The organism is Gordonia pseudamarae, assembly GCF_025273675.1.
In the GTDB taxonomy this organism is placed as follows: domain Bacteria; phylum Actinomycetota; class Actinomycetes; order Mycobacteriales; family Mycobacteriaceae; genus Gordonia; species Gordonia pseudamarae.
In genome coordinates, this window is record NZ_CP045809.1 from 1364233 (window position 1) to 1382425 (window position 18193).

Sequence of the window (18193 nt, forward strand, 5' to 3'; positions counted from 1 at the left end):
CGAGGTCCGGATGCGGTAGGTGGAGTCGTGTGTGGCAACCATCAGTACGCTCCCACTGCGGGAACGATCACCGTATACAACTGCGAGAACACGGTATTGAACACGAATACCAGCGCGAAGGCCATCACCACCGCTTCGTTGACCGCGTCGGCCACCCCTCGTGGGCCGCCGCGGGCGTGTAATCCTTTGAAGCAGGCCACGATCGTCGATACCAGCGCGAATACCGCCGCCTTCACCAGCGCCATCACGAAGTCCGACATCCGGCCGTACTGGCTGAACGTGGCCATGAACGCTCCGGCCGGAAGATGTTGCACGTAGATGTGATACGCGTAGCACGCGCCCACTCCGACGACCGTGATCAGTGAGCACAACATGATCGACACGATGATTCCGGCGGCCACGCGCGGGGCGACCAGTCGCTCGATAACGTTCATGCCCATCACCTCGATGGCGTCGACCTCCTCGCGGATCTTGCGTGAGCCGAGGTCGGTGCAGATGGCCGATCCCGCCACGCCCGCCATCATCAGCGCACTGACCAGCGCCGAGGCCTGCCCGACGATGATGAACGCGACCACGGCGCCCGAGTAGCCACCTGCCCCGATCCGGCCGGCGAGCTCGCCCACCGACACCGCGATGAACACGCCGACGGGGATCATCAGCAACAGGGCGGGGCCTGTACTGACCCGGCCGATGAATACGACCTGGGTCAGTGTCTCGCTGAGCGACAGCCGCCGCCGGAGTATGGCGACCACGGTTGCCCCGATCGCCTGGAGTGCGAAACCGAGCGTGTGACCGGCTTCGGTGGCGAGATCCCGCAGGGGACCTTTTGACGCCGGAAGGTCGAATGTCACCGAAACCTCCTTTGATTCTGTGTCCTAGCTCTCAGTGAGCATGCTAGCATGTTTCATATATGAAATGTAAAGCTTCAAATCAATGGGACGATACGACCAGGTCGGAAGGGGCCAGATGAGTACGTCGCAGATCGTGTGGCTGGTGATCGGGATGGTGGCGGCGCTGGCCGTCGCCGGAATCATCGGGTTGGTGGTGTTGTGGGGTACCGCGGCCGATCCCGGCAGATCAGCGGTGCGTGAGGAGGTCACCGCAGACGAACTGGACCGCTATATCGCCCACGACGCGTCGTTCGCGATAGTGCTGACCGAACGGACTCCGCTCTCGCGCGGAGAGGTATGGGACCGGCTCGTCGACATCGAGTACATGTCGAGCCTGCCGATGCTGTCCGGGCCCACGTGGAGCGGTGAGGCGGTGGTGCGGGGGGCATCACCCACTGTGCCCGAGGGTGCGGTGCGCACCATGTCGGGAACACTGCTGTCGGTGACCGAACGCGTCACCCACGTCGAACACGGGGTCGAACTCGCCCTCACCGGCACCGCGCTGTCGTTGCCGCTGGTCATCCACAGCTTCGCCGAACGCTGGACGCTGACCGACGGGCCGCGCGGCACGCTCATCGTCACCTGGGCGATAGCCGGCTCACCCCGCTGGGTCGGTTGGTTGCCCTGGCGCTGGGCCGTGCCGCTGATGCGGCCTATCCTCGGCTTCGTTCTTCGGCATGTGCTGCGCCTCAAAGCGTTCCGCTCGATCCGCTGAACGAGCGGGAACCGGGCCGGTCCGGAAATCGCTGGACCGGTGTGGTGGTACCGGGCAGAATGGCGCCGTGACCAGACGATTCGCTCAGATCGATGTGTTCTCGCGGCAACCGACCCGTGGCAACCCGCTGGCCGTGGTCGTCGATGCCGACGGCCTCGATGACGAGACGCTCGCCGCGTTCGCCCGGTGGACGAACCTGTCGGAGACGACCTTTCTGTTGCCGCCGACCCACCCCGACGCCGACTACCGGGTGCGGATCTTCACCCCGGGTGGCGAACTGCCGTTCGCCGGACACCCCACGCTCGGATCGGCACATGCGTGGCTGGCCGCCGGTGGCGTGCCGAAAGCCGACCGGATCGTGCAGGAATGCGGTGTCGGTCTGGTGTCCGTCCGCGCGGACGCACAACGCCTGGCGTTCGCCGCGCCGCCGTTGAGCCGCACCGGATCCGTCGACGAGGTCATCGTCGACGAGGTCGCCGCAGCGCTCGGTGTGGGCCGTGAGGAGATCGCCGCGGCCGAATGGGTGGTCAACGGACCCGACTGGATGCTGCTGGTCCTTGATTCCGCGGACCGGGTACAGGGGCTCGAGCCCGACATGGCCGCGCTCGGCTCCCATAAGGTGGGTGTTGTCGGCCCGTACCTCGAAGACTCCGAAATCGCTTACGAAGTAAGGGCATTCGCCCCGGGTATCGGCGTACCAGAGGATCCGGTCACGGGCAGCCTCAATGCCGGTGTCGCCATATGGATGCGCGCCGCGGGCCGGGTCCCCGAGCAGTACGTGGCCGCCCAGGGTGCCGCGGTCGGCCGGGCCGGGCGTATTCACATCACCGACGACGGCACCGACATCTGGGTCGGCGGTGACTGCGTCACCGTCATCGACGGGACTGTTGAGTTGTAGCTCCGCGGGCGAGCGAGAGTCCCGTGCTGATCGGGCGACGACGGGGGGATGACTCCGTGCAGTCCTTGCGGACGCCGCGACCCGGCGCTACGTTAGGTAAACCTAAGTTTACGGGGGCTTGGTCACGCGCTCGACCATGGGAGGCAGTATGAACGCTATCGTCTCGCGTCTGGCAGACATCGTCGGCGACGCGATCCTGACAGATGTCCAGGTGTCCGGCGTGACGCCGGTTGCGCCCGGGTTCATTCGGGTCACGCTGCATGATCAGGGTTTCGCCGACAAGCGATGGTCGCCCGGCGACAAACTGCAACTCCGGCCGTACCGTGGCAGCCTGTCACTGCGCACCTATACGCCGATCGCGTGGGACAACGCGAACGCCACCACGCAACTGATCGGCTGGGCCACCGATCACGGGCCCGGTGGCCGGTGGTTCGGGGAGGTCGCCGATCGCGATACCTGCTCGGTGTTCGGGCCGCGCCGGTCGGTGGAACTCGGCAAGACCGGCGACGAGGTGGTGTTCGTCGGTGACGAATCCACCATCGGTCTCGCCTGCGTCGTCCGGGACCTTCGACCCGATGCGCCGTTGGTTTTCGAGGCCGTCGACCCGGGGGCACTGGCCGCCGCACTCGATGCGCTCGGCTTCGGTGAGCGCGTCGTCGTCGCCAAGGATGAGGATCGGACCCTGCTCCTGGAACAGGTCCGAGAAGCCGCGGCAAGCCGCCCCGGGCCGGTCGATGTGGTCGCCGGCGGCGACGCCGCAACCGTCCGCGCAGTCCGGAGTAGCGTTCGGAGCTGGCCGAGCGCGCCGCGCCGCGTCCACGGAAAGCCGTATTGGTCCGAGGGGCGGTCGGGGCTGGACTAGCCGGGGCGGCTACGAGTCCGGCTGTGCCGGTAGGTAAGACATACGGTCGAAGATCAGGATGCTCTGCACGATCGTTCCGTGACGTACCGTGAACAGCTCCGCCGCCGGTGTGGTCGATGTCGCGGCGGTCTGTGGGTAGTAGAACAGCGCCACCCGCTCGCCGTCCGCGAATTCTGCGATATCCCCGATTCCTGTCAGGGTGGGTGCGAAACCGCCGATGAACGATCGGTAGGTGTCCTTTCCGTGGATATCGAAACCTGGTGCACAGCAGGTGATGTCGTCGTGTACAACAGTCATCGCGGCCTCGATGTCGCCGGTGGTCCATCCTCGGTGGTACCGCGCGACGATGTCGCGGGGAGTGTCGAGTGCCATGTGTGTCTCCTGTTCTGGTGGTCGACCGGTCAATATCCCCGCCCAATCACGCAGTGCGGCCGAGGAAGACGGTGCATTCTCAACCCGGCGGGGCCTTGTTCCTGCGGGGGTTTCGGTCGTGGGCCGATTCTCTGGCCGGGTGTAGAATTGAGAATGGCACGTGCGCTTGAGAAAAACAAGGAGATTGTGAAAGTGGTGGGAGATGGATGCGTAGTTACGGGCAGTACTGTGGCCTGGCCCGGTCACTCGAGATCGTCGGTGACCGGTGGAATCTGCTGATCGTCCGGGAACTCCTCATCTCGCCGGCACGGTATCGCGATCTGGCGCAAGGCTTGCCGGGCATCGCGACCAACATGCTCGCCGACCGGCTTCGGGACCTGGAGACCGCCGGAGTGGTCGAGCGCCGACTCGCCGGCGAGGGCAGCGTCGTCGACTACGCCCTCACACCGTGGGGAGCCGAACTCCGCGAACCGCTGGAGGGGCTGATTCGCTGGTCCACGCCGCTGATGGTCCAGGGGCCGAAAGCCGGCGACGTGTTCCGCCCGGAATGGCTGGCGCTGGCGGTGCCCGCACTTCTCGAAACCCGTGCCACGGTGCGCTCGGCGGTGACAGTGGGTCTGGACATCGGCGATGCCCGGTTCGAGTTGCGGGCCACTCCGTCGGGGTTCTCGGTGTCGAAGCGGGATGATCTGTCGGGCGATGCCACGATCCGCGGTCAGGCGCACTACATCCTCGGTCTCGCAGCCGGTGCGCTGACGATAGACGACGCGAAGGCCCTGGAACTCATCGAGATCGACGGCGACGAGTCCGCGGTGCGGATGGTGTTCCGGTCCTGACCGGTCGTCGCAATGTGCCCGCCCCGGCAGAGGCGCACGCCGCCGGCTCCCTACAGTGGTGTCCGTGAGTGAGGCCCCGACCGAGACCGAGAGCAACAAGGCGGCGCGCAGGCGGCTGCGCAAACAGCCGCCGCCGGATCCCACGCCGCTGGCGGGACTGATCGACGCGCACACGCACCTGGCCGCGTGCGGCGGCCGCGATCCCGAATCGGTGCGGTCCATCGTCGACCACGCCGCGTCGGTGGGGGTGGCGGCGGTGGTGACGGTCGCCGATGACATCGTCGACGCCCGCTGGGCGCACCGGGCGGCGCAGTGGGACGAGCGGGTGTACGCGGCGGTCGCGATCCATCCGACCCACGCCGGTGAACTCGATGACGCCACGCGCGCCGAGATCGAGACGATGGCCGCCGACGATCGGGTCGTCGCGGTGGGTGAGACCGGGCTGGATTACTACTGGATCGGCAAGTCCGAATCGTGTGCCACGAGGGAACAGCAGTATGAGGCGTTCGCGTGGCATATCGACCTCGCCAAGCGGCTGGGCAAGCCGCTGATGATCCACAACCGCGATGCCGACGCCGATCTGCTGGATGTGCTGGCGGCCGAGGGTGCCCCCGAGGCCGTGATCATGCATTGCTTCTCCGGTGACCGAAACGTTGCACGCGAATGTGTCGACCGCGGGTATCTGTTGAGTTTCTCCGGGACTGTGACGTTCGCCAACTCCACGGAATTGCGTGCGGCGGCAGAGTTGGTGCCCGACGATCAGCTTCTGGTGGAGACCGATGCGCCGTTCCTGACCCCGCATCCCTACCGTGGCCAGCCAAATCAGTCGTATTGCCTGCCGTACACCGCACGTCACATCGCGCGGACCCGAGACGTCGACGAGGTCGAACTCGCGGCGATCGTGGGTGCCAATGCCCGCCGGGTTTACAACATACCTTTGCGCTGAGCATTTCTGTTCGTTATCGTATCGTAATCAAGAGGTTCATCCCCACGTGCCGCCTCCTCCAGGTCGCAGCCCTCTGCGACCGTCGGGAGTCACGACAACCGGCACGTGGCCGATCTGTTGTCGACGAGGAATTTCGTAACGTGTCTGTTCTGCTCCACATCCACAAGTCCGATTCCAAAGCAGCACGCGTGGCCACCGGTGCCGCGCTGCTCACGGTGATGGCGGGCGGCGTCGTGGGCGTCACCTCGCACAAGGACATCACGCTCGCCGTCGACGGCAAGACCAAGCAGATCTCGACCATGGCGTTCTCCGTCGACCGCGTCCTGCGTGATCAGGGCTACAAGCCATCCGGCGCCGACAGGGTGGAGCCCGGACTCGGTTCGCGACTCAAACAGGGCCAGACCATCGTGTTCAACCGGCACAAGACGCTCACGCTCAACATCGATGGCAAGCAGTCGACCATCGAGACCACCGGCACCACTGTGCAGCAGATCCTCAGTGAGAACGGATTGACGAACGTCGTGGCACGCCCGCAGAACTTCGGCGCCGACAGCGTCCCGCTCACCGGCGGTCTGGTGGAGGTGACACTGCCCAAGAGGATCCGCATCACCGACGGCACCACCAGCTACCGCACCAACGTCGCCGCGCGCACCGTGGCCGAGGTTCTCAATGGCACCGGAAAGCCGCTCGGTGACCTGGACAAGGTCAAACCCGCCGCCGACACCCCGGTCACCCCGGGTATGAAGATCGTCGTCACCCGGGTCCGCACCGAGATGTCGACGGTCACCGAGAGGTTCACCGCCGATCCGATCACCAAGGACGACCCCACCCTGGTCAAGAACCGCAAGGTCGTGGAGAAGCGCGGCATACCGGGTAAGAACGAGGTCACCTACCGTCTGACCATCGTCAACGGCAAGGTGACCGACCGCGAGCAGATCAGTTCCAAGACCGTCACCGAGCCGGTGCCGGCGACCGTGCGGGTGGGCACCAAGGCGGGAGCGCCGTATGTGCCGGCCGGTTCGGTCTGGGATCAGCTCGCACAGTGCGAGGCCACCGGCAACTGGGCCATCAACACCGGCAACGGCTTCTTCGGTGGCGTACAGTTCGACCAGAACACCTGGGAACGCTGGGGCGGCCTTGAATACGCCCCGCGCGCCGACCTGGCAACCCGTGAGGAGCAGATCGCCATCGCAAGCAAGACACAGGCCGCTCAGGGCTGGGGTGCGTGGCCGTCCTGCTCATCCCGGCTGGGCCTGCGCTGAGCACCTCGGCATCCGCGACCGGCGGGGGACCGGCACTACTCGGACCTGCACAGATCCGCGAACTGGCCGCCGAACTCGATGTGCGGCCCACCAAGACACTCGGCCAGAATTTCGTACACGACGCCAACACCGTCCGGCGGATAGTGGCGGCATCGGGGATCGGATCGGGCGACACCGTTCTTGAGGTCGGCCCGGGTCTCGGTTCACTGACTCTCGCGTTGCTCGCCGAGGCCGGCCGGGTGGTGGCCGTCGAGATCGACCCGAAGCTCGCCGCACGGCTTCCGCGCACCATCGCCGAGCGCGCACCGGCGCAGGCCGGGCGGTTCGAGGTGCTCACCGCCGACGCCATGTCGGTGCGCCGGGCGGATCTGCCCGAACCGACGGCGCTGGTGGCCAACCTGCCCTACAACGTGGCGGTTCCCGTCCTGCTGCATCTGATGGCCGAACTGCCCAGCATCACCACGGCTCTGGTGATGGTCCAGGCCGAGGTCGCCGACCGGCTCGCCGCCGATCCGGGCAGCCGTATCTACGGGGTGCCCAGCGTCAAGGCCCGCTACTACGGGACGGTGGCGCGGGCGGGTGCGGTCGGTCGCAACGTGTTCTGGCCCGAGCCGAAGGTCGAGTCCGGACTCGTGCGCATCACGCGCACCGACACCTACCCGGTCGACGAGCAGCTGCGCCGCCAGGTGTTCGAGGTGGTCGACGCCGCGTTCGCCCAGCGTCGTAAGACGATGCGGTCGGCGCTCGCGGCCTGGGCCGGCGGTGCTGTGGAGGCCGAACGCAGGCTGCGCGCCGCCGGGATCGACCCGCAGATCAGGGGCGAGAAGCTGGCGGTGGCCGATTTCGTCCGACTCGCTCAGGTCCCTGTCGCACCCGACCACTAGGCTCTACAACGTGTCAGGTGTGTCGTTGTCCGTGGTCTCCTCGTCGGTCACCGTGCGCGCGCCCGCCAAGGTCAACCTCCATCTGGGGGTGGGACCGCTGCGCAAGGACGGCTACCACGACCTCATCACCGTGTTCCAGGCGCTGTCGCTGTACGACGACATCACCGTGCGTCAGGACCCGGAACTGTCGGTGCACACCCGCGGTGACGGCGCCGCGTCGGTCGCCGACGATCACACCAACCTCGCCTACCGCGCGGCGGTGGTGCTGGCCGAATGGGCCAACCGGGCGGCCGGGCTGTCCATCGACATCGACAAGTCCATTCCTGTCGCCGGGGGGATGGCCGGTGGCAGCGCCGACGCGGCGGGCGCACTGGTGGCCGTCGCCGAACTCTGGAGACTCGACATCGACCGCGCCGAGCTGTCCGCGCTGGCCGCCGGCCTCGGCTCCGACGTGCCGTTCGGCCTGCACGGCGGCACCGCGCTGGGCACCGGCCGGGGCGAACAGCTCGTGCCGGTCCTGTCCCGCGGCGAATTCCACTGGGTGCTGGCCCTCGCCGACGGTGGTCTGTCCACCCCGACGGTCTTCGCCGAACTCGACCGGCTGCGCGAGAACCGCGCCGCGGCGGACACCCCGTCCGGCGATCCGGCCCGCCCCGACCGGTTGCTGGCCGCGCTGGCCTCGGGAGATCCGCACGCGGTGGCGCCGCTGCTGCACAACGACCTGCAGCCCGCCGCGCTGGGACTCAAACCGGCTCTCCGCCGAACGCTGCGCGCCGGACTGGAAACCGGCGCACTCGGCGGCATCGTGTCCGGGTCGGGCCCTACCTGCGCCTTCCTCTGCGCCGACCATGACTCGGCGGTGGCCGTGGCGGCCGAACTCGCCGGTGCCGGGGTGGCGCGCGGTGTGCGTGTGGCCAGTGGACCGGTACCGGGTGCCAAGGTGATCGATCACGGCTGAGTCGTGGGAACCCGAAGGCGTCACGGAGCTCGCCGGGCGGCTGCGCGGGGCCGGATGCGTCTTCGCCGACGACGAGGCCCGGCTGTTCGCCGAGGCCGCCGCCCGCGGCGGGTCGCTCGACGCCGACCTGCTCGAATCGATGGTGCGCAGGCGCGAGAAGGGCGAACCGCCCGAACATATCGTCGGGTATGTGAAGTTCGCGGATCTGCGGCTGTCGGTGGGGCCGGGGGTGTTCATTCCGCGCCGTCGTTCGGCATTCGTGGCCGACCTGGTCATCGACGCCTGTCATGCTTCCGTGGTGCGGCCGGTCGTGGTCGAGGCGTACTGCGGTGCGGCGCCCATCGGTGCGGTCGTCGCCTCTCGGGCCGAATCGGCGCGGCTCATCGCCGTCGACCACAGTGCGGTGGCGCGGCGGCACGCGCGGCGCAACCTGCCCGCGTCCGCGCGGGTCGTCCACGGCGCACTACCCGGGGCGATGACCGGGGTGCTCGCCGGCGAGGGTGTACTCGGGGCGGTGGACGTGCTGGGCGCCGTCGCGCCCTACGTGCCCAGTTCGCGCCGCGATCTGCTGCCGGCCGAGGCGCTCGATCATGAGCCCGCCGACAGTCACGACGGTGGCCACGACGGCCTCGACGCCGTGCGCGGACTGATCGCCGGCACCCGGCGGTGGTGTTCGGCGGACGGGGTGATGTTGCTCGAATGCCATCGCGATCAGGCCGGTGTGGCGCGCCTGTACGCTCAGTCGCACGGGCTCGGGTGTCGGGTGCGTCACAGCCATGACGGCCAGACCGCCGTCGTCGAGGTTCGTGTGGCCCGGGACCACCCGCCGGGGTGAGCTATCGTCGTCGGGTGGCACCCTCCAACCCGACGGCCCTGATCAACGCCGACCGCATCAGCAAGAGCTTCGGCATCAAACAGTTGCTCGACTCCGTCAGCCTCGGCGTGCACGAAGGCCAGCGAATCGGGGTGGTGGGCCTCAACGGCGGCGGAAAGACCACCCTGCTGGAGATTCTCGGTGGCATCACCGAACCCGACAGCGGCCGGGTATCGCGGGCCGGCGACATCCGGGTTGAGACGGTCACGCAGCGCGGCGACCTGCCCGCCGGTGCCACGGTCGCCGAGGTGGTGGTCGGCGGTCCGGAGGTGGCCGTGTACGAATGGGCCGGTGATGCCCGGGTGCGCGCGATCCTCGCCGGTATCGGGATCGACGGGCTGCTCGATCGCCGTGTCGACGAGTTGTCCGGCGGTCAGCGGCGGCGCGTCGGCCTGGCCACCGCGCTCATCTCCGACGCCGATCTGCTGATCCTCGACGAACCCACCAACCACCTCGACATCGAAGGGGTGCAGTGGCTGGCCGATCACCTGGTGTCGCGGCGCAGCGCGCTGATCGTGGTCACCCACGACCGCTGGTTCCTCGACACCGTCGCCACCCGCACCTGGGAGGTGCATTCGGGCCGTGTCGACGAGTACGAGGGCGGCTACAACGACTGGATCTTCGCGCGGGCCGAGCGGGTCCGTCTCGACGACGCCGCCGAGGAACGCCGCCGTAACCTGGCACGCAAAGAGCTCGCCTGGCTGCGCAGGGGCCCGCCCGCCCGAACCTCCAAGCCCCGCTACCGGATCGAGGCCGCCGAGAAGCTCATCGCCGACGTTCCACCGCCACGGGACACGGTCACGCTCTCCTCGTTCGCCCGTCGCCGGCTCGGCCGGGTGGTCATCGAACTCGAGAACGCTCACCTGGAAACCCCTGGGGGCGTAACGCTTCTCGACGACCTGACCTGGCGGCTGGCGCCGGGGGAGCGGGTCGGTCTGGTGGGCGTCAACGGTTCCGGCAAGACCACGCTGCTGCGCGTGCTGGCCGGACAGGTCGCCGGTGCCGGTGACGACGCGGACGGAGCGCGGGTCAGCATTGCCCCCGGCCGTCGTATCGAGGGCACCACCGTCAAGATCGGCTGGCTGCGCCAGGAACTCGACGACCTCGACGAAGACCAGCGGGTCCTCGACGCCGTCGAGGACGTGGCCGGCCGGATCATGGTGGGTGACAAGGAGATGTCGGCCGCCCAGCTCGCCGAACGGCTCGGCTTCAGCCCCGCCAAACAGCGCACCCCGGTACGGGACCTGTCCGGAGGCGAACGCCGTCGGCTGCAGTTGACTCGCGTGCTGATGGCCGAGCCCAACGTGCTGCTGCTCGACGAGCCGACCAACGACCTTGACATCGACACCCTGCAGCAGGTCGAGGACATCCTGGACTCGTGGGCGGGCACCCTGGTGGTGATCTCCCACGACAGGTACCTGATCGAGCGGATCTGCGACAGCACGTGGGCGTTGTTCGGCGACGGCAAGCTCACCAACCTGCCCGGTGGCATTGAGCAATACCTGCACCGGCGTCGCGAGCTCGCCGCGAACGAGGCAAAGTCGACCGTTAAACAGGCTGTGGTGGAATCTGATTCGTCGCAGGCGTCGACCGTGTTGTCGGCCGCAGAGCATCGCGAGACGCGTAAGACGATGAACCGGCTCGAACGGCAGATCGAGCAGCTGTCGGCCAAGGAGGACAAGCTGCATGCCGATCTGGCGGCCGCCGCGACAGATCCCGGCAAGCTCGTTACCCTGGGCGCCGAACTCAAATCCGTGGTGGAGCAGAAGGACACCGCCGAAGCACAGTGGCTCGAGCTCGCCGAGCTGATGGACTGACCGGTACGGGCGTCCGAGGCCGGGGCGAGCGGAGCGACGGGAGAGACCGGGGCGAGCGGAGCGACGGGAGAGACCGGGGCGAGCGGAGCGACGGGAGAGACCGGGGCGAGCGGAGCGACGGGAGAGACCGGGGCGTACGCTGCCACGACCGGACCGCCGGTGGGGATTGACAGAGGATCATGGGCGACGACGACAGCACGACGAGCAACGATGCCATCGCGACAGGTGTCATCGGCGAGGAACCCGCGGCGACCGCCGAACCGGGTGTGCGGGGCCGACGGCCACGCCGCGCGCGCCGACTCCTGTCCAGACGGGTGCACCGGTACAGCTTCACCGGTCTGTCGGCCGCGCTGGTGATGCTGTGGTTATCGGTGACACCGTCGTTGCTGCCGCGCGAGCCGGTGTTCCAGGGTTTGATCAGCGCCATCTCAGCGGGTACCGGCTATCTGCTCGGGACGTTCGCGTCGTGGCTGGTGCGGTACCTGATCTCCCGTGAGCGTCCGTGGCCGCCGCCGCGCCGCGAATACTGGTTCGGTCTGCTGGTTGTGGCGCTGATCGGCACCTCGATCATGCTGTACTGGTTCGCGCGCTGGCAGGACGAGATCAGAGATCTGATGGGGATGCCCCACATGTCCTGGCACGCCTACCCGGTCATCGCGGTCATCGCGCACGTCGCATTCATCGTACTGATCTGGCTGGGGTGGGCGTGGGGCGACGCGGTCCGCTTTCTGGCGCGCCGGCTCGACAACTATGTCCCGCCGCGACTAGCCGGTGTCACCTCCGTATTGCTCGTGCTGGTGCTCACCGTGCTCGTCCTCAACGGTGTGGTGGCCCGGTATTCGATGCGGGCGATGAACTCCTCGTTCGCCTCGCTCAACGACGAGACGACCGCCGAATCCGAACCGACCACCTCGCCGCTGCGTTCGGGAGGTCCGGGCTCGTTGGTGACCTGGGATTCGATCGGATTACAGGGGAGGGTGTTCATCGGCACCGGGCCCACCGTCGCCGACCTCGAACGCTTCAACGGGACCCCCGCCAAGGAACCGGTCCGGTCCTACGTGGGCCTCGGCGAGGACGCCGACCCGAGGGCGAACGCGAGGCTGGCCGTCGCCGAGATGGAACGCAGCGGAGCGTTCGACCGCAAGATCATCGCTGTCGCCGGCACCACCGGCACCGGCTGGATCAACCGGTCCACCGTGGACTCGCTGGAGTACATGTACAACGGGGACACCGCGACCGTCGCCATCCAATATTCGTATCTGCCGAGCTGGTTGTCGTTCCTCGTCGACAACGAACGCAGCCGCCGGTCCGGGCAGGCGCTGTTCGAGGCGGTGTCCGCGCGGATCCGGACAATGCCCGAAGCCCAACGGCCAAAGCTGGTGGTATTCGGCGAGAGCCTGGGTACTTCGGGCGCCGAGGCCCCGTTCAGTACCATCCCCGACATCGCGGCCCGCACCGACGGCGCGTTCTTCACCGGGCCGATCGTCAACAATCCATTGTGGAAAGCCACCACCCGCGACCGCGACAAGGGCAGCCCGGAACGTCTGCCGGTTTTCGAGAACGGCGATCAGGTGCGATTCGTCGCCGGTCACGACGATATCGCCGAGGCCGAGAAGCGGCCGTGGCCCACCACCAGCCGTATCCTGTTCCTTCAGCACGCCTCCGACCCGGTGGTGTGGTGGGATCCGGGAACCATTTTGCGCAAACCGGATTGGCTGCGCGAGAAGCGTGGCCCCGACGTACACCCCGATGTGCGGTGGATCCCGCTGGTCACCTTCCTGCAGATCTCGGCCGACATGGTCTCCTCCGACAAGGTGCCCGATGGTCACGGCCACAACTACTCCACCGAGATCCCCTACGCCTGGCAGGCGATCCTGCGGGTCCCCGGCTGGACCGACGACAAATCCGCCCGCCTCGGCCCGGAACTGGCCCGCTACTGAACCGTTCGACTCTGCTGCCGGCTTTGAGTGGAAACTCCGCACTTTGTGCCGTTTCCCGCGACATAACGCGGAGTCACCGCACCGGCCCTGTCCTCTTCTGGCCCTGCCCTGTTCGGTTCCAGTGTCACGGTGCGATCCATCCCTACTCGCCGGACGAATCCTGGGTCGTGGGAGACCAGGATCAGCGCACCCTGCCAGCCGGTGAGGGCGTCGGCGAGTTGCTCGACGGTATCGATGTCGAGATTGTTGGTGGGTTCATCCAGGATCAGCAGTTTGGGTGTGGGTGTGTGCAGCAGCGCGGACGCGAGCGCCGCCCGGATCCGTTCGCCGCCGGACAGCTCCGACAGCAGTTGATCGCCGCGCCGGCCGCGGAACAGGAACCGGGCCAGCCGGCCGCGGATCTCGTTCTCGCCGATGTCGGGGTTGGCATCGGTGATGGCCTGGGCCAAGGACTTCGACTCGTCTACGAACCGAAGGCGTTGCGGCAGGTAGGCGTACGGGACGCAGATCGTGTCGGCGGCGATCAGCGACTCCAGCAGCGTGGTCTTACCTGAACCGTTGGGTCCTGCGATCGCAACCCGTTCGGGCCCCAGGAGTTTCAGCCGGTCGTCGTCGACCACTTGGGCGCGGCTCGCCAGCGACATCTCCGGCAGAGTGATGCGTGCGGACTGGTCGACGCGTATCCCGTCGCGGGCCTCGTGTAGCCGATCAGTGGCGGCGATCACATCATCACGGTGCTTGTTCGCCAGTTTGCCCGCCGCCACCTCGGCATTGTTCTTGCGCAAACCCATGACGATCTTGGGAACCCTCTTGTCCCGCTCCGCTTTTCGGGCTGTTCGCTCGCGCCGGGCCAGTGTGGTGTTCGCCTCCTCCTTCTCGCGTTTCTGCTTGGCGAGATCGGATCGGGCGTCGGCCACCGCGGCCTGGGCGGCGCGGTGTTCAGCGTCGAGGATCTCCCGGTACACCGAGTGTGGCCCACCGAACAGCCGGATCGACCCGGTGTGCAACTCGAGGGTCGCCTCGACCCGTTCGAGCAGTTCCAGATCGTGGGTGACCACCAGCAGGACGCCGGAGAACTCGTCGATCATCCGGAAAAGTCTTGCCCGGGCGTGGGAATCGAGGTTGTTGGTGGGTTCGTCGAGCAGCAGTGCCCCCGGTCGTCGCAACAGGGCGCCGCAGATCGTCAGCAGCGTCGCCTCACCGCCCGACAGGGTGTCGACGGTGCGCAGCAGATCATCATGCGGCAGAACGGATTCCGACAGCAACGCGCGGGCGCGTTCCTCGATGTCCCAGTCGTCGCCGATGGTCTCGAAGTCCGCCGGATCCACCGAACCCGCCTCGACCCGGGAGAGTGCGGCCAGGATCGGGGCGATCCCCAGGACGTCGGCGATGGTACGACCGGGATCGGCCTGCGGGTTCTGCGTGACCAGGACGACGTCACCGGCGGTGGTCACGCTGCCCGACGCGGGCACCAGGGTGCCGGCGATCAGCCCCAGCAGTGTGGTCTTGCCCGCACCGTTGGAGCCGACAAGCGAATGCGTGCGTCGGTCCACGGAGAACGACAGGCCGGCGAACAACGGTGTGCCGTCGGGCCAGGAAAAATCGAGATCGGAAACGCACAGGGCGGATGAAGGCGTGGAAATAGAATGATTTTCGGGCATGACAACTCCAGAAGTGGCTCGAAAGGTCGACGCGAGGACGCGCCGGGTCGGGACACTTCAGTCGTTCATTCCGAGAATCAGCTCCTCCGGCCGGTGACATATGGCTGTGGTCCGGGTGTTGTCACACCCCGGAGCGGTCAGGCCCCTGGACTCACAGTGGTCCACCATAGACGGCGTACCGGTGCCCGGCAACCTGTTTCGTAGCAGTCAACCTGTTCTGCGGTGCGGACCGTGCGGCGCGGGCGGTGCTCAGGCCACGACCTGGATGTGCAATGGTGCTCGCCCGCCCGTGGGATCGGCCGGCCGGCCGGTGACGATCTCGATTCTCGCCAGGCCTGGGGAGCGTGCCCTGATGAGTACCACATTCGGTGTGCCACTGTGTGTCAGGATCGTCCCGTCGGTGCCGACGACGGACTCGGCGAGCACGCCGAGCACCTCAACACACTCATCGCCTGTCCGTACCCCTGTTCCTGGGCATCGAAGCACATCGCCGACGCCGAGGCGGAGACGGGATGGGCGACTCTCGGGTGCGTTGGGCAACTCGATGTAGCGCGCCATGATCGCCTTTCACATCGGAGGATGCCCATTGTCACGCCGGCAGGGACACGTCGTCCGCCGGATCCCAGTCGGCGGTGATCTCGACGGACCCGCCGTGCGGTGGGAACAGGGGCTTGGGATAAATGACCGCCGCCATGGCGTAGTCGACGGCGTTGATGTCGGTGCCGCCGCGGATCGGTTGCCCGTCGTAGGTGATGGCTCCGGGCAACTGGTAGCACATGATCGAATCCTGGTCGGGTGTGGTGCCGTAGATCGTCGCGTCGTCGAGCGGGGTGAGCACCTGCTGATCGACCATTGCCGTCGACCAGCCCTGCGTGGCGAGGAAGTACGGGTACGCCTTCGCCGGATCGATGCGCTGGACCAGTTCCCGGCGCATGTGCTCATGAGGGAATCCGAGGGTGTGCCCGGCCTCGTGCCGGACGACACGCCGGAACTCCGATTCCGGGGTGGTCATCGTGAAGCTCTGCAGGCTCATCGTCGGGCGATTGCGTGGAATCAACGTGATATCGGTGCCGAGATAGGACCAGTGCCCGCCGCCGTCCCGTGAGATACGGACGTCTCCGCTGCCGGCGGTCTCGGCGAACGAGATACTCGTCCACAGGCTCCAGGCGTTGAGATGTGACACTATCCTGGCGCGCAGATCGGCCGGTGTCGATTCGGTGAAACTCACAGAGAGTACCCGTGGTGCCGGACCCCAATATTTCGCCGTGGTCAATGTGAGTGCCAGGGGTGAGTCCGGTGCGAGGTCACCGACCGCGACGAATTCGCGCAAGGGGGCGTTCGCGGGGTTGATACGTGTGCTGACCTCCGCGGCCTGCTGTTGCAGCCGGGTGGGGAGTCGCTTCACGCTGCAACCCGGGAATTGTTCTCCCGCAGGAGTGTCAACCGGGACACCGTTGATTTCCGGGTTCTCGTGCAGTGCGCTGAAAGCGATTCTCTTGATCTCTTCGAGGGCGTCTTCGAGCGGGATCGTACTCATTTCCTGATTCCTTTCGTCGGTGGTGATGGCGGAATGTTCTGTGCGTTGAGAATGACTCTATGAATGCCTGTGCAGTGGCGACAGGGTAGTCGGCTACTCGTATCGGGTATCGATTTCCGGTCGGTGCCAGGTAGTTTCCGGCGGTTGATTCCGACAGATGCCGATACTCCCGATGCCGATACCCCCGATGCGGGGCGGTCCACCGGTTCGTGCGGTTGGCGTCAGACTTCGACGACATCGTCGAACCGGACGGTGCGACCGGGTGGGCGCAGCACCGGGGCGCGGTGCCGCTCGAGCCAGAGACACGGTGTGCCGTCGGTTCCGCGGGCGAGTTTGTAGCGACTTTCCAGATGCGTTCCGGACGAGGGGATCGTGGCGGGGGTGATCGTGTGCACGGCCTCGCCCGCATCGGTGTGCACGCGCAACACCTGGGCGGTGGGAGGGGCGATCAGGTGGGGCGGATCGCTCGACAGATCGGCGACCGCCCGCTGCACGAAACGCGGAATCTCGGAGTCGCGGTCGATCTCGTACGGGTGCCAGTGCACCTGCGGGGCGATACCGGCCAGGTACCGGTATCGCCGGGTGCCCGGATCGCCGGCTCGTGGTTCGGTCCGCGGGTGCTCGTCCGGTGCCGGAGCCGCGGGTGCGTCGGGTTCGGTCACGTCCTGGCCCGCGATGCGCCGCTCGACTGCCCACAGCACGTTCGCGTACTCGTCCATCCCGAACAGGACGTCATCGAGAATCGGTCCTTCCAGCGGCGTCACCGCGCGAAGCCACAGCACCAGAGACCGGACGTCGGCACCTGTCGTTGTGAACATGGACCAATCGTCGACCGGAGCCGTCACGGCGGTCCGGTCGCCGAACGAGTCGGTGACGGTGATCGAGGCGTCCGGCAGTGTCGCGACGTGACCGACCGGGACATCGATCGGGAAGACGAACCAGTCATCGCCGTGGGTGCAGATCAGTTCGATCAGCAGCGCGGTCACCGGGTGCGCGCTGTCGGGCGGATACCCGCCGATGTCCACAGCGGCATCCTCGAACTCCCACCACCGGCTCACCGGTGCACCCGGATAGTGCAGGGGCGACGGCCGGCCCTCCCGGTCCACGCGGTCACCGGCGAAGTACGCGGACGAGGCGTCGGCGGTGACCCAGTCGACGTCCCCGCCCCGATGTCGGACGACGCTCAGCGTTGCCGAATCACTCTCCGGGTCACCCGTCGGAAATTGCGTCGCATACACGAGTTCGTCCGATTTCCAGGCAGATTCACGAGTGCGGGGCACGCCGAGGGCGTCGAACTCGGCGTCGGGGATCTGCAGTGCCGCACGGCGGCGCCAGATAGCGAGCCCGTCCGGCCGATCGATCAGGTGATGGTAGGGCGGCGGTGGGGTGAATCTGTCGGTGTGTCCGATCGTATATCCGTCGGCGATCCGGGCTCCGATCCGCAGGCGTCGGCCTGTCGTCCACCAGCTGTCGGGATGGTCCTCGATGATGGATTCGGCCGGGATCCGGGTGGGATCGGCGGCAGGTGCGACCGGGCTCGCCATGATGGGTGTGGTCACCAGCGAGTAGTCCACCCGCACCGGAGTGGCCGCGTTCTCGCCCTGGAATTCGCCCATCTGCCACTGCCGGGTGAGAAACCACAGCGGATCGTGGATCCGGGCGGCGAATCCCGCGGCGAAGTCCGACTTCCGGGGATGCGGGTCGATACGCAGATGGTGCTCGATTGTTGTTTGCACGGTTG

At 67.1% G+C, this 18193-nt stretch carries 17 protein-coding genes; 11 read left to right on the plus strand and 6 right to left on the minus strand.

The window, feature by feature from the left end; genetic code table 11:
• Positions 1 to 41: 41 nt before the first annotated feature.
• Positions 42 to 851 (minus strand): MlaE family ABC transporter permease, encoded by an 810-nt coding sequence (locus GII31_RS06050; protein ID WP_213247711.1) that lies wholly within the window; start codon positions 849 to 851, stop codon positions 42 to 44.
• A gap of 115 nt (positions 852 to 966) precedes the next feature.
• On the opposite strand from GII31_RS06050, the gene GII31_RS06055 reads away from it, so the two are divergent.
• The 3 genes from GII31_RS06055 (at position 967) to GII31_RS06065 (ending at position 3365) form a co-directional block, all read left to right on the plus strand.
• Positions 967 to 1605 (plus strand): SRPBCC family protein, encoded by a 639-nt coding sequence (locus GII31_RS06055; protein ID WP_213247713.1) that lies wholly within the window; start codon positions 967 to 969, stop codon positions 1603 to 1605.
• A 67-nt stretch (positions 1606 to 1672) separates the two neighbouring features.
• On the plus strand, positions 1673 to 2503 hold the full coding sequence (locus GII31_RS06060) for a PhzF family phenazine biosynthesis protein (RefSeq protein WP_213247715.1): 831 nt from the start codon (positions 1673 to 1675) through the stop codon (positions 2501 to 2503).
• A 148-nt stretch (positions 2504 to 2651) separates the two neighbouring features.
• A complete protein-coding gene (locus GII31_RS06065) occupies positions 2652 to 3365 on the plus strand; it encodes a siderophore-interacting protein (protein ID WP_213247717.1) in 714 nt (237 codons plus the stop codon).
• Between the two features lie 9 nt (positions 3366 to 3374).
• Here GII31_RS06065 and GII31_RS06070 read toward each other — a convergent pair whose 3' ends face one another.
• Positions 3375 to 3737 (minus strand): nuclear transport factor 2 family protein, encoded by a 363-nt coding sequence (locus tag GII31_RS06070; RefSeq protein ID WP_213247719.1) that lies wholly within the window; start codon positions 3735 to 3737, stop codon positions 3375 to 3377.
• 206 nt (positions 3738 to 3943) lie between these two features.
• Here GII31_RS06070 and GII31_RS06075 point away from each other — a divergent pair, with 206 nt between their 5' ends.
• The 8 genes from GII31_RS06075 (at position 3944) to GII31_RS06110 (ending at position 13254) form a co-directional block, all read left to right on the plus strand.
• Positions 3944 to 4573: a winged helix-turn-helix transcriptional regulator gene (locus GII31_RS06075; protein WP_213247721.1), complete on the plus strand. Its 630-nt coding sequence runs from the start codon at positions 3944 to 3946 to the stop codon at positions 4571 to 4573.
• Positions 4574 to 4631: 58 nt separating this feature from the next.
• Entirely contained in the window at positions 4632 to 5519 is an 888-nt protein-coding gene (locus GII31_RS06080; RefSeq protein WP_213247723.1) for a TatD family hydrolase, read from the plus strand.
• 140 nt (positions 5520 to 5659) lie between these two features.
• The gene (locus GII31_RS06085) at positions 5660 to 6781 is read left to right on the plus strand and encodes a resuscitation-promoting factor (protein WP_213247725.1); all 1122 of its coding nucleotides are present in this window, start codon (positions 5660 to 5662) and stop codon (positions 6779 to 6781) included.
• Complete coding sequence (rsmA, locus tag GII31_RS06090; protein WP_213247727.1) at positions 6745 to 7665, plus strand: 16S rRNA (adenine(1518)-N(6)/adenine(1519)-N(6))-dimethyltransferase RsmA; 921 nt, start codon at positions 6745 to 6747, stop codon at positions 7663 to 7665. The genes GII31_RS06085 and rsmA overlap by 37 nt, the downstream gene beginning before the upstream one ends.
• A 10-nt stretch (positions 7666 to 7675) precedes the next feature.
• Positions 7676 to 8623, plus strand: coding sequence for a 4-(cytidine 5'-diphospho)-2-C-methyl-D-erythritol kinase (locus GII31_RS06095; RefSeq protein WP_213247729.1), 948 nt, complete (start codon positions 7676 to 7678; stop codon positions 8621 to 8623).
• Between the two features lie 139 nt (positions 8624 to 8762).
• Positions 8763 to 9458 carry a class I SAM-dependent methyltransferase gene (locus GII31_RS06100; RefSeq protein ID WP_213247731.1) on the plus strand — a complete coding sequence of 232 codons (696 nt, stop codon included), beginning with the start codon at positions 8763 to 8765 and terminating at the stop codon, positions 9456 to 9458.
• A gap of 14 nt (positions 9459 to 9472) precedes the next feature.
• Positions 9473 to 11314, plus strand: a complete 1842-nt coding sequence (locus tag GII31_RS06105) for an ABC-F family ATP-binding cassette domain-containing protein (RefSeq protein WP_213247733.1) — start codon at positions 9473 to 9475, stop codon at positions 11312 to 11314.
• A gap of 179 nt (positions 11315 to 11493) precedes the next feature.
• On the plus strand, positions 11494 to 13254 hold the full coding sequence (locus tag GII31_RS06110; protein ID WP_213247735.1) for an alpha/beta hydrolase: 1761 nt from the start codon (positions 11494 to 11496) through the stop codon (positions 13252 to 13254).
• On the opposite strand, the gene GII31_RS06115 is transcribed toward GII31_RS06110, so the two are convergent.
• From GII31_RS06115 to GII31_RS06130, 4 genes are all read right to left on the minus strand, one after another.
• Positions 13248 to 14915 carry an ABC-F family ATP-binding cassette domain-containing protein gene (locus tag GII31_RS06115; protein ID WP_213247737.1) on the minus strand — a complete coding sequence of 556 codons (1668 nt, stop codon included), beginning with the start codon at positions 14913 to 14915 and terminating at the stop codon, positions 13248 to 13250. The two genes, GII31_RS06110 and GII31_RS06115, sit on opposite strands and share 7 nt — an antisense overlap.
• Positions 14916 to 15164: 249 nt before the next feature.
• The gene (locus GII31_RS06120) at positions 15165 to 15341 is read right to left on the minus strand and encodes a hypothetical protein (protein ID WP_260840335.1); all 177 of its coding nucleotides are present in this window, start codon (positions 15339 to 15341) and stop codon (positions 15165 to 15167) included.
• A 163-nt stretch (positions 15342 to 15504) separates the two neighbouring features.
• The gene (locus GII31_RS06125) at positions 15505 to 16452 is read right to left on the minus strand and encodes a M12 family metallopeptidase (RefSeq protein WP_213247739.1); all 948 of its coding nucleotides are present in this window, start codon (positions 16450 to 16452) and stop codon (positions 15505 to 15507) included.
• A 221-nt stretch (positions 16453 to 16673) separates the two neighbouring features.
• Complete coding sequence (locus tag GII31_RS06130; protein WP_213247741.1) at positions 16674 to 18188, minus strand: hypothetical protein; 1515 nt, start codon at positions 18186 to 18188, stop codon at positions 16674 to 16676.
• Positions 18189 to 18193 lie beyond the last annotated feature (5 nt).

Coding starts and splice junctions, on each gene's coding strand:
- GII31_RS06055 (WP_213247713.1), top strand. CDS start 967: ATGAGTACGTCGCAGATCGTGTGGCTGGTGATCGGGATGGTGGCGGCG.
- GII31_RS06065 (WP_213247717.1), top strand. CDS start 2,652: ATGAACGCTATCGTCTCGCGTCTGGCAGACATCGTCGGCGACGCGATC.
- GII31_RS06070 (WP_213247719.1), bottom strand. CDS start 3,737: ATGGCACTCGACACTCCCCGCGACATCGTCGCGCGGTACCACCGAGGA.
- GII31_RS06075 (WP_213247721.1), top strand. CDS start 3,944: ATGCGTAGTTACGGGCAGTACTGTGGCCTGGCCCGGTCACTCGAGATC.
- GII31_RS06100 (WP_213247731.1), top strand. CDS start 8,763: ATGGTGCGCAGGCGCGAGAAGGGCGAACCGCCCGAACATATCGTCGGG.
- GII31_RS06110 (WP_213247735.1), top strand. CDS start 11,494: ATGGGCGACGACGACAGCACGACGAGCAACGATGCCATCGCGACAGGT.
- GII31_RS06115 (WP_213247737.1), bottom strand. CDS start 14,915: ATGCCCGAAAATCATTCTATTTCCACGCCTTCATCCGCCCTGTGCGTT.
- GII31_RS06125 (WP_213247739.1), bottom strand. CDS start 16,452: ATGAGTACGATCCCGCTCGAAGACGCCCTCGAAGAGATCAAGAGAATC.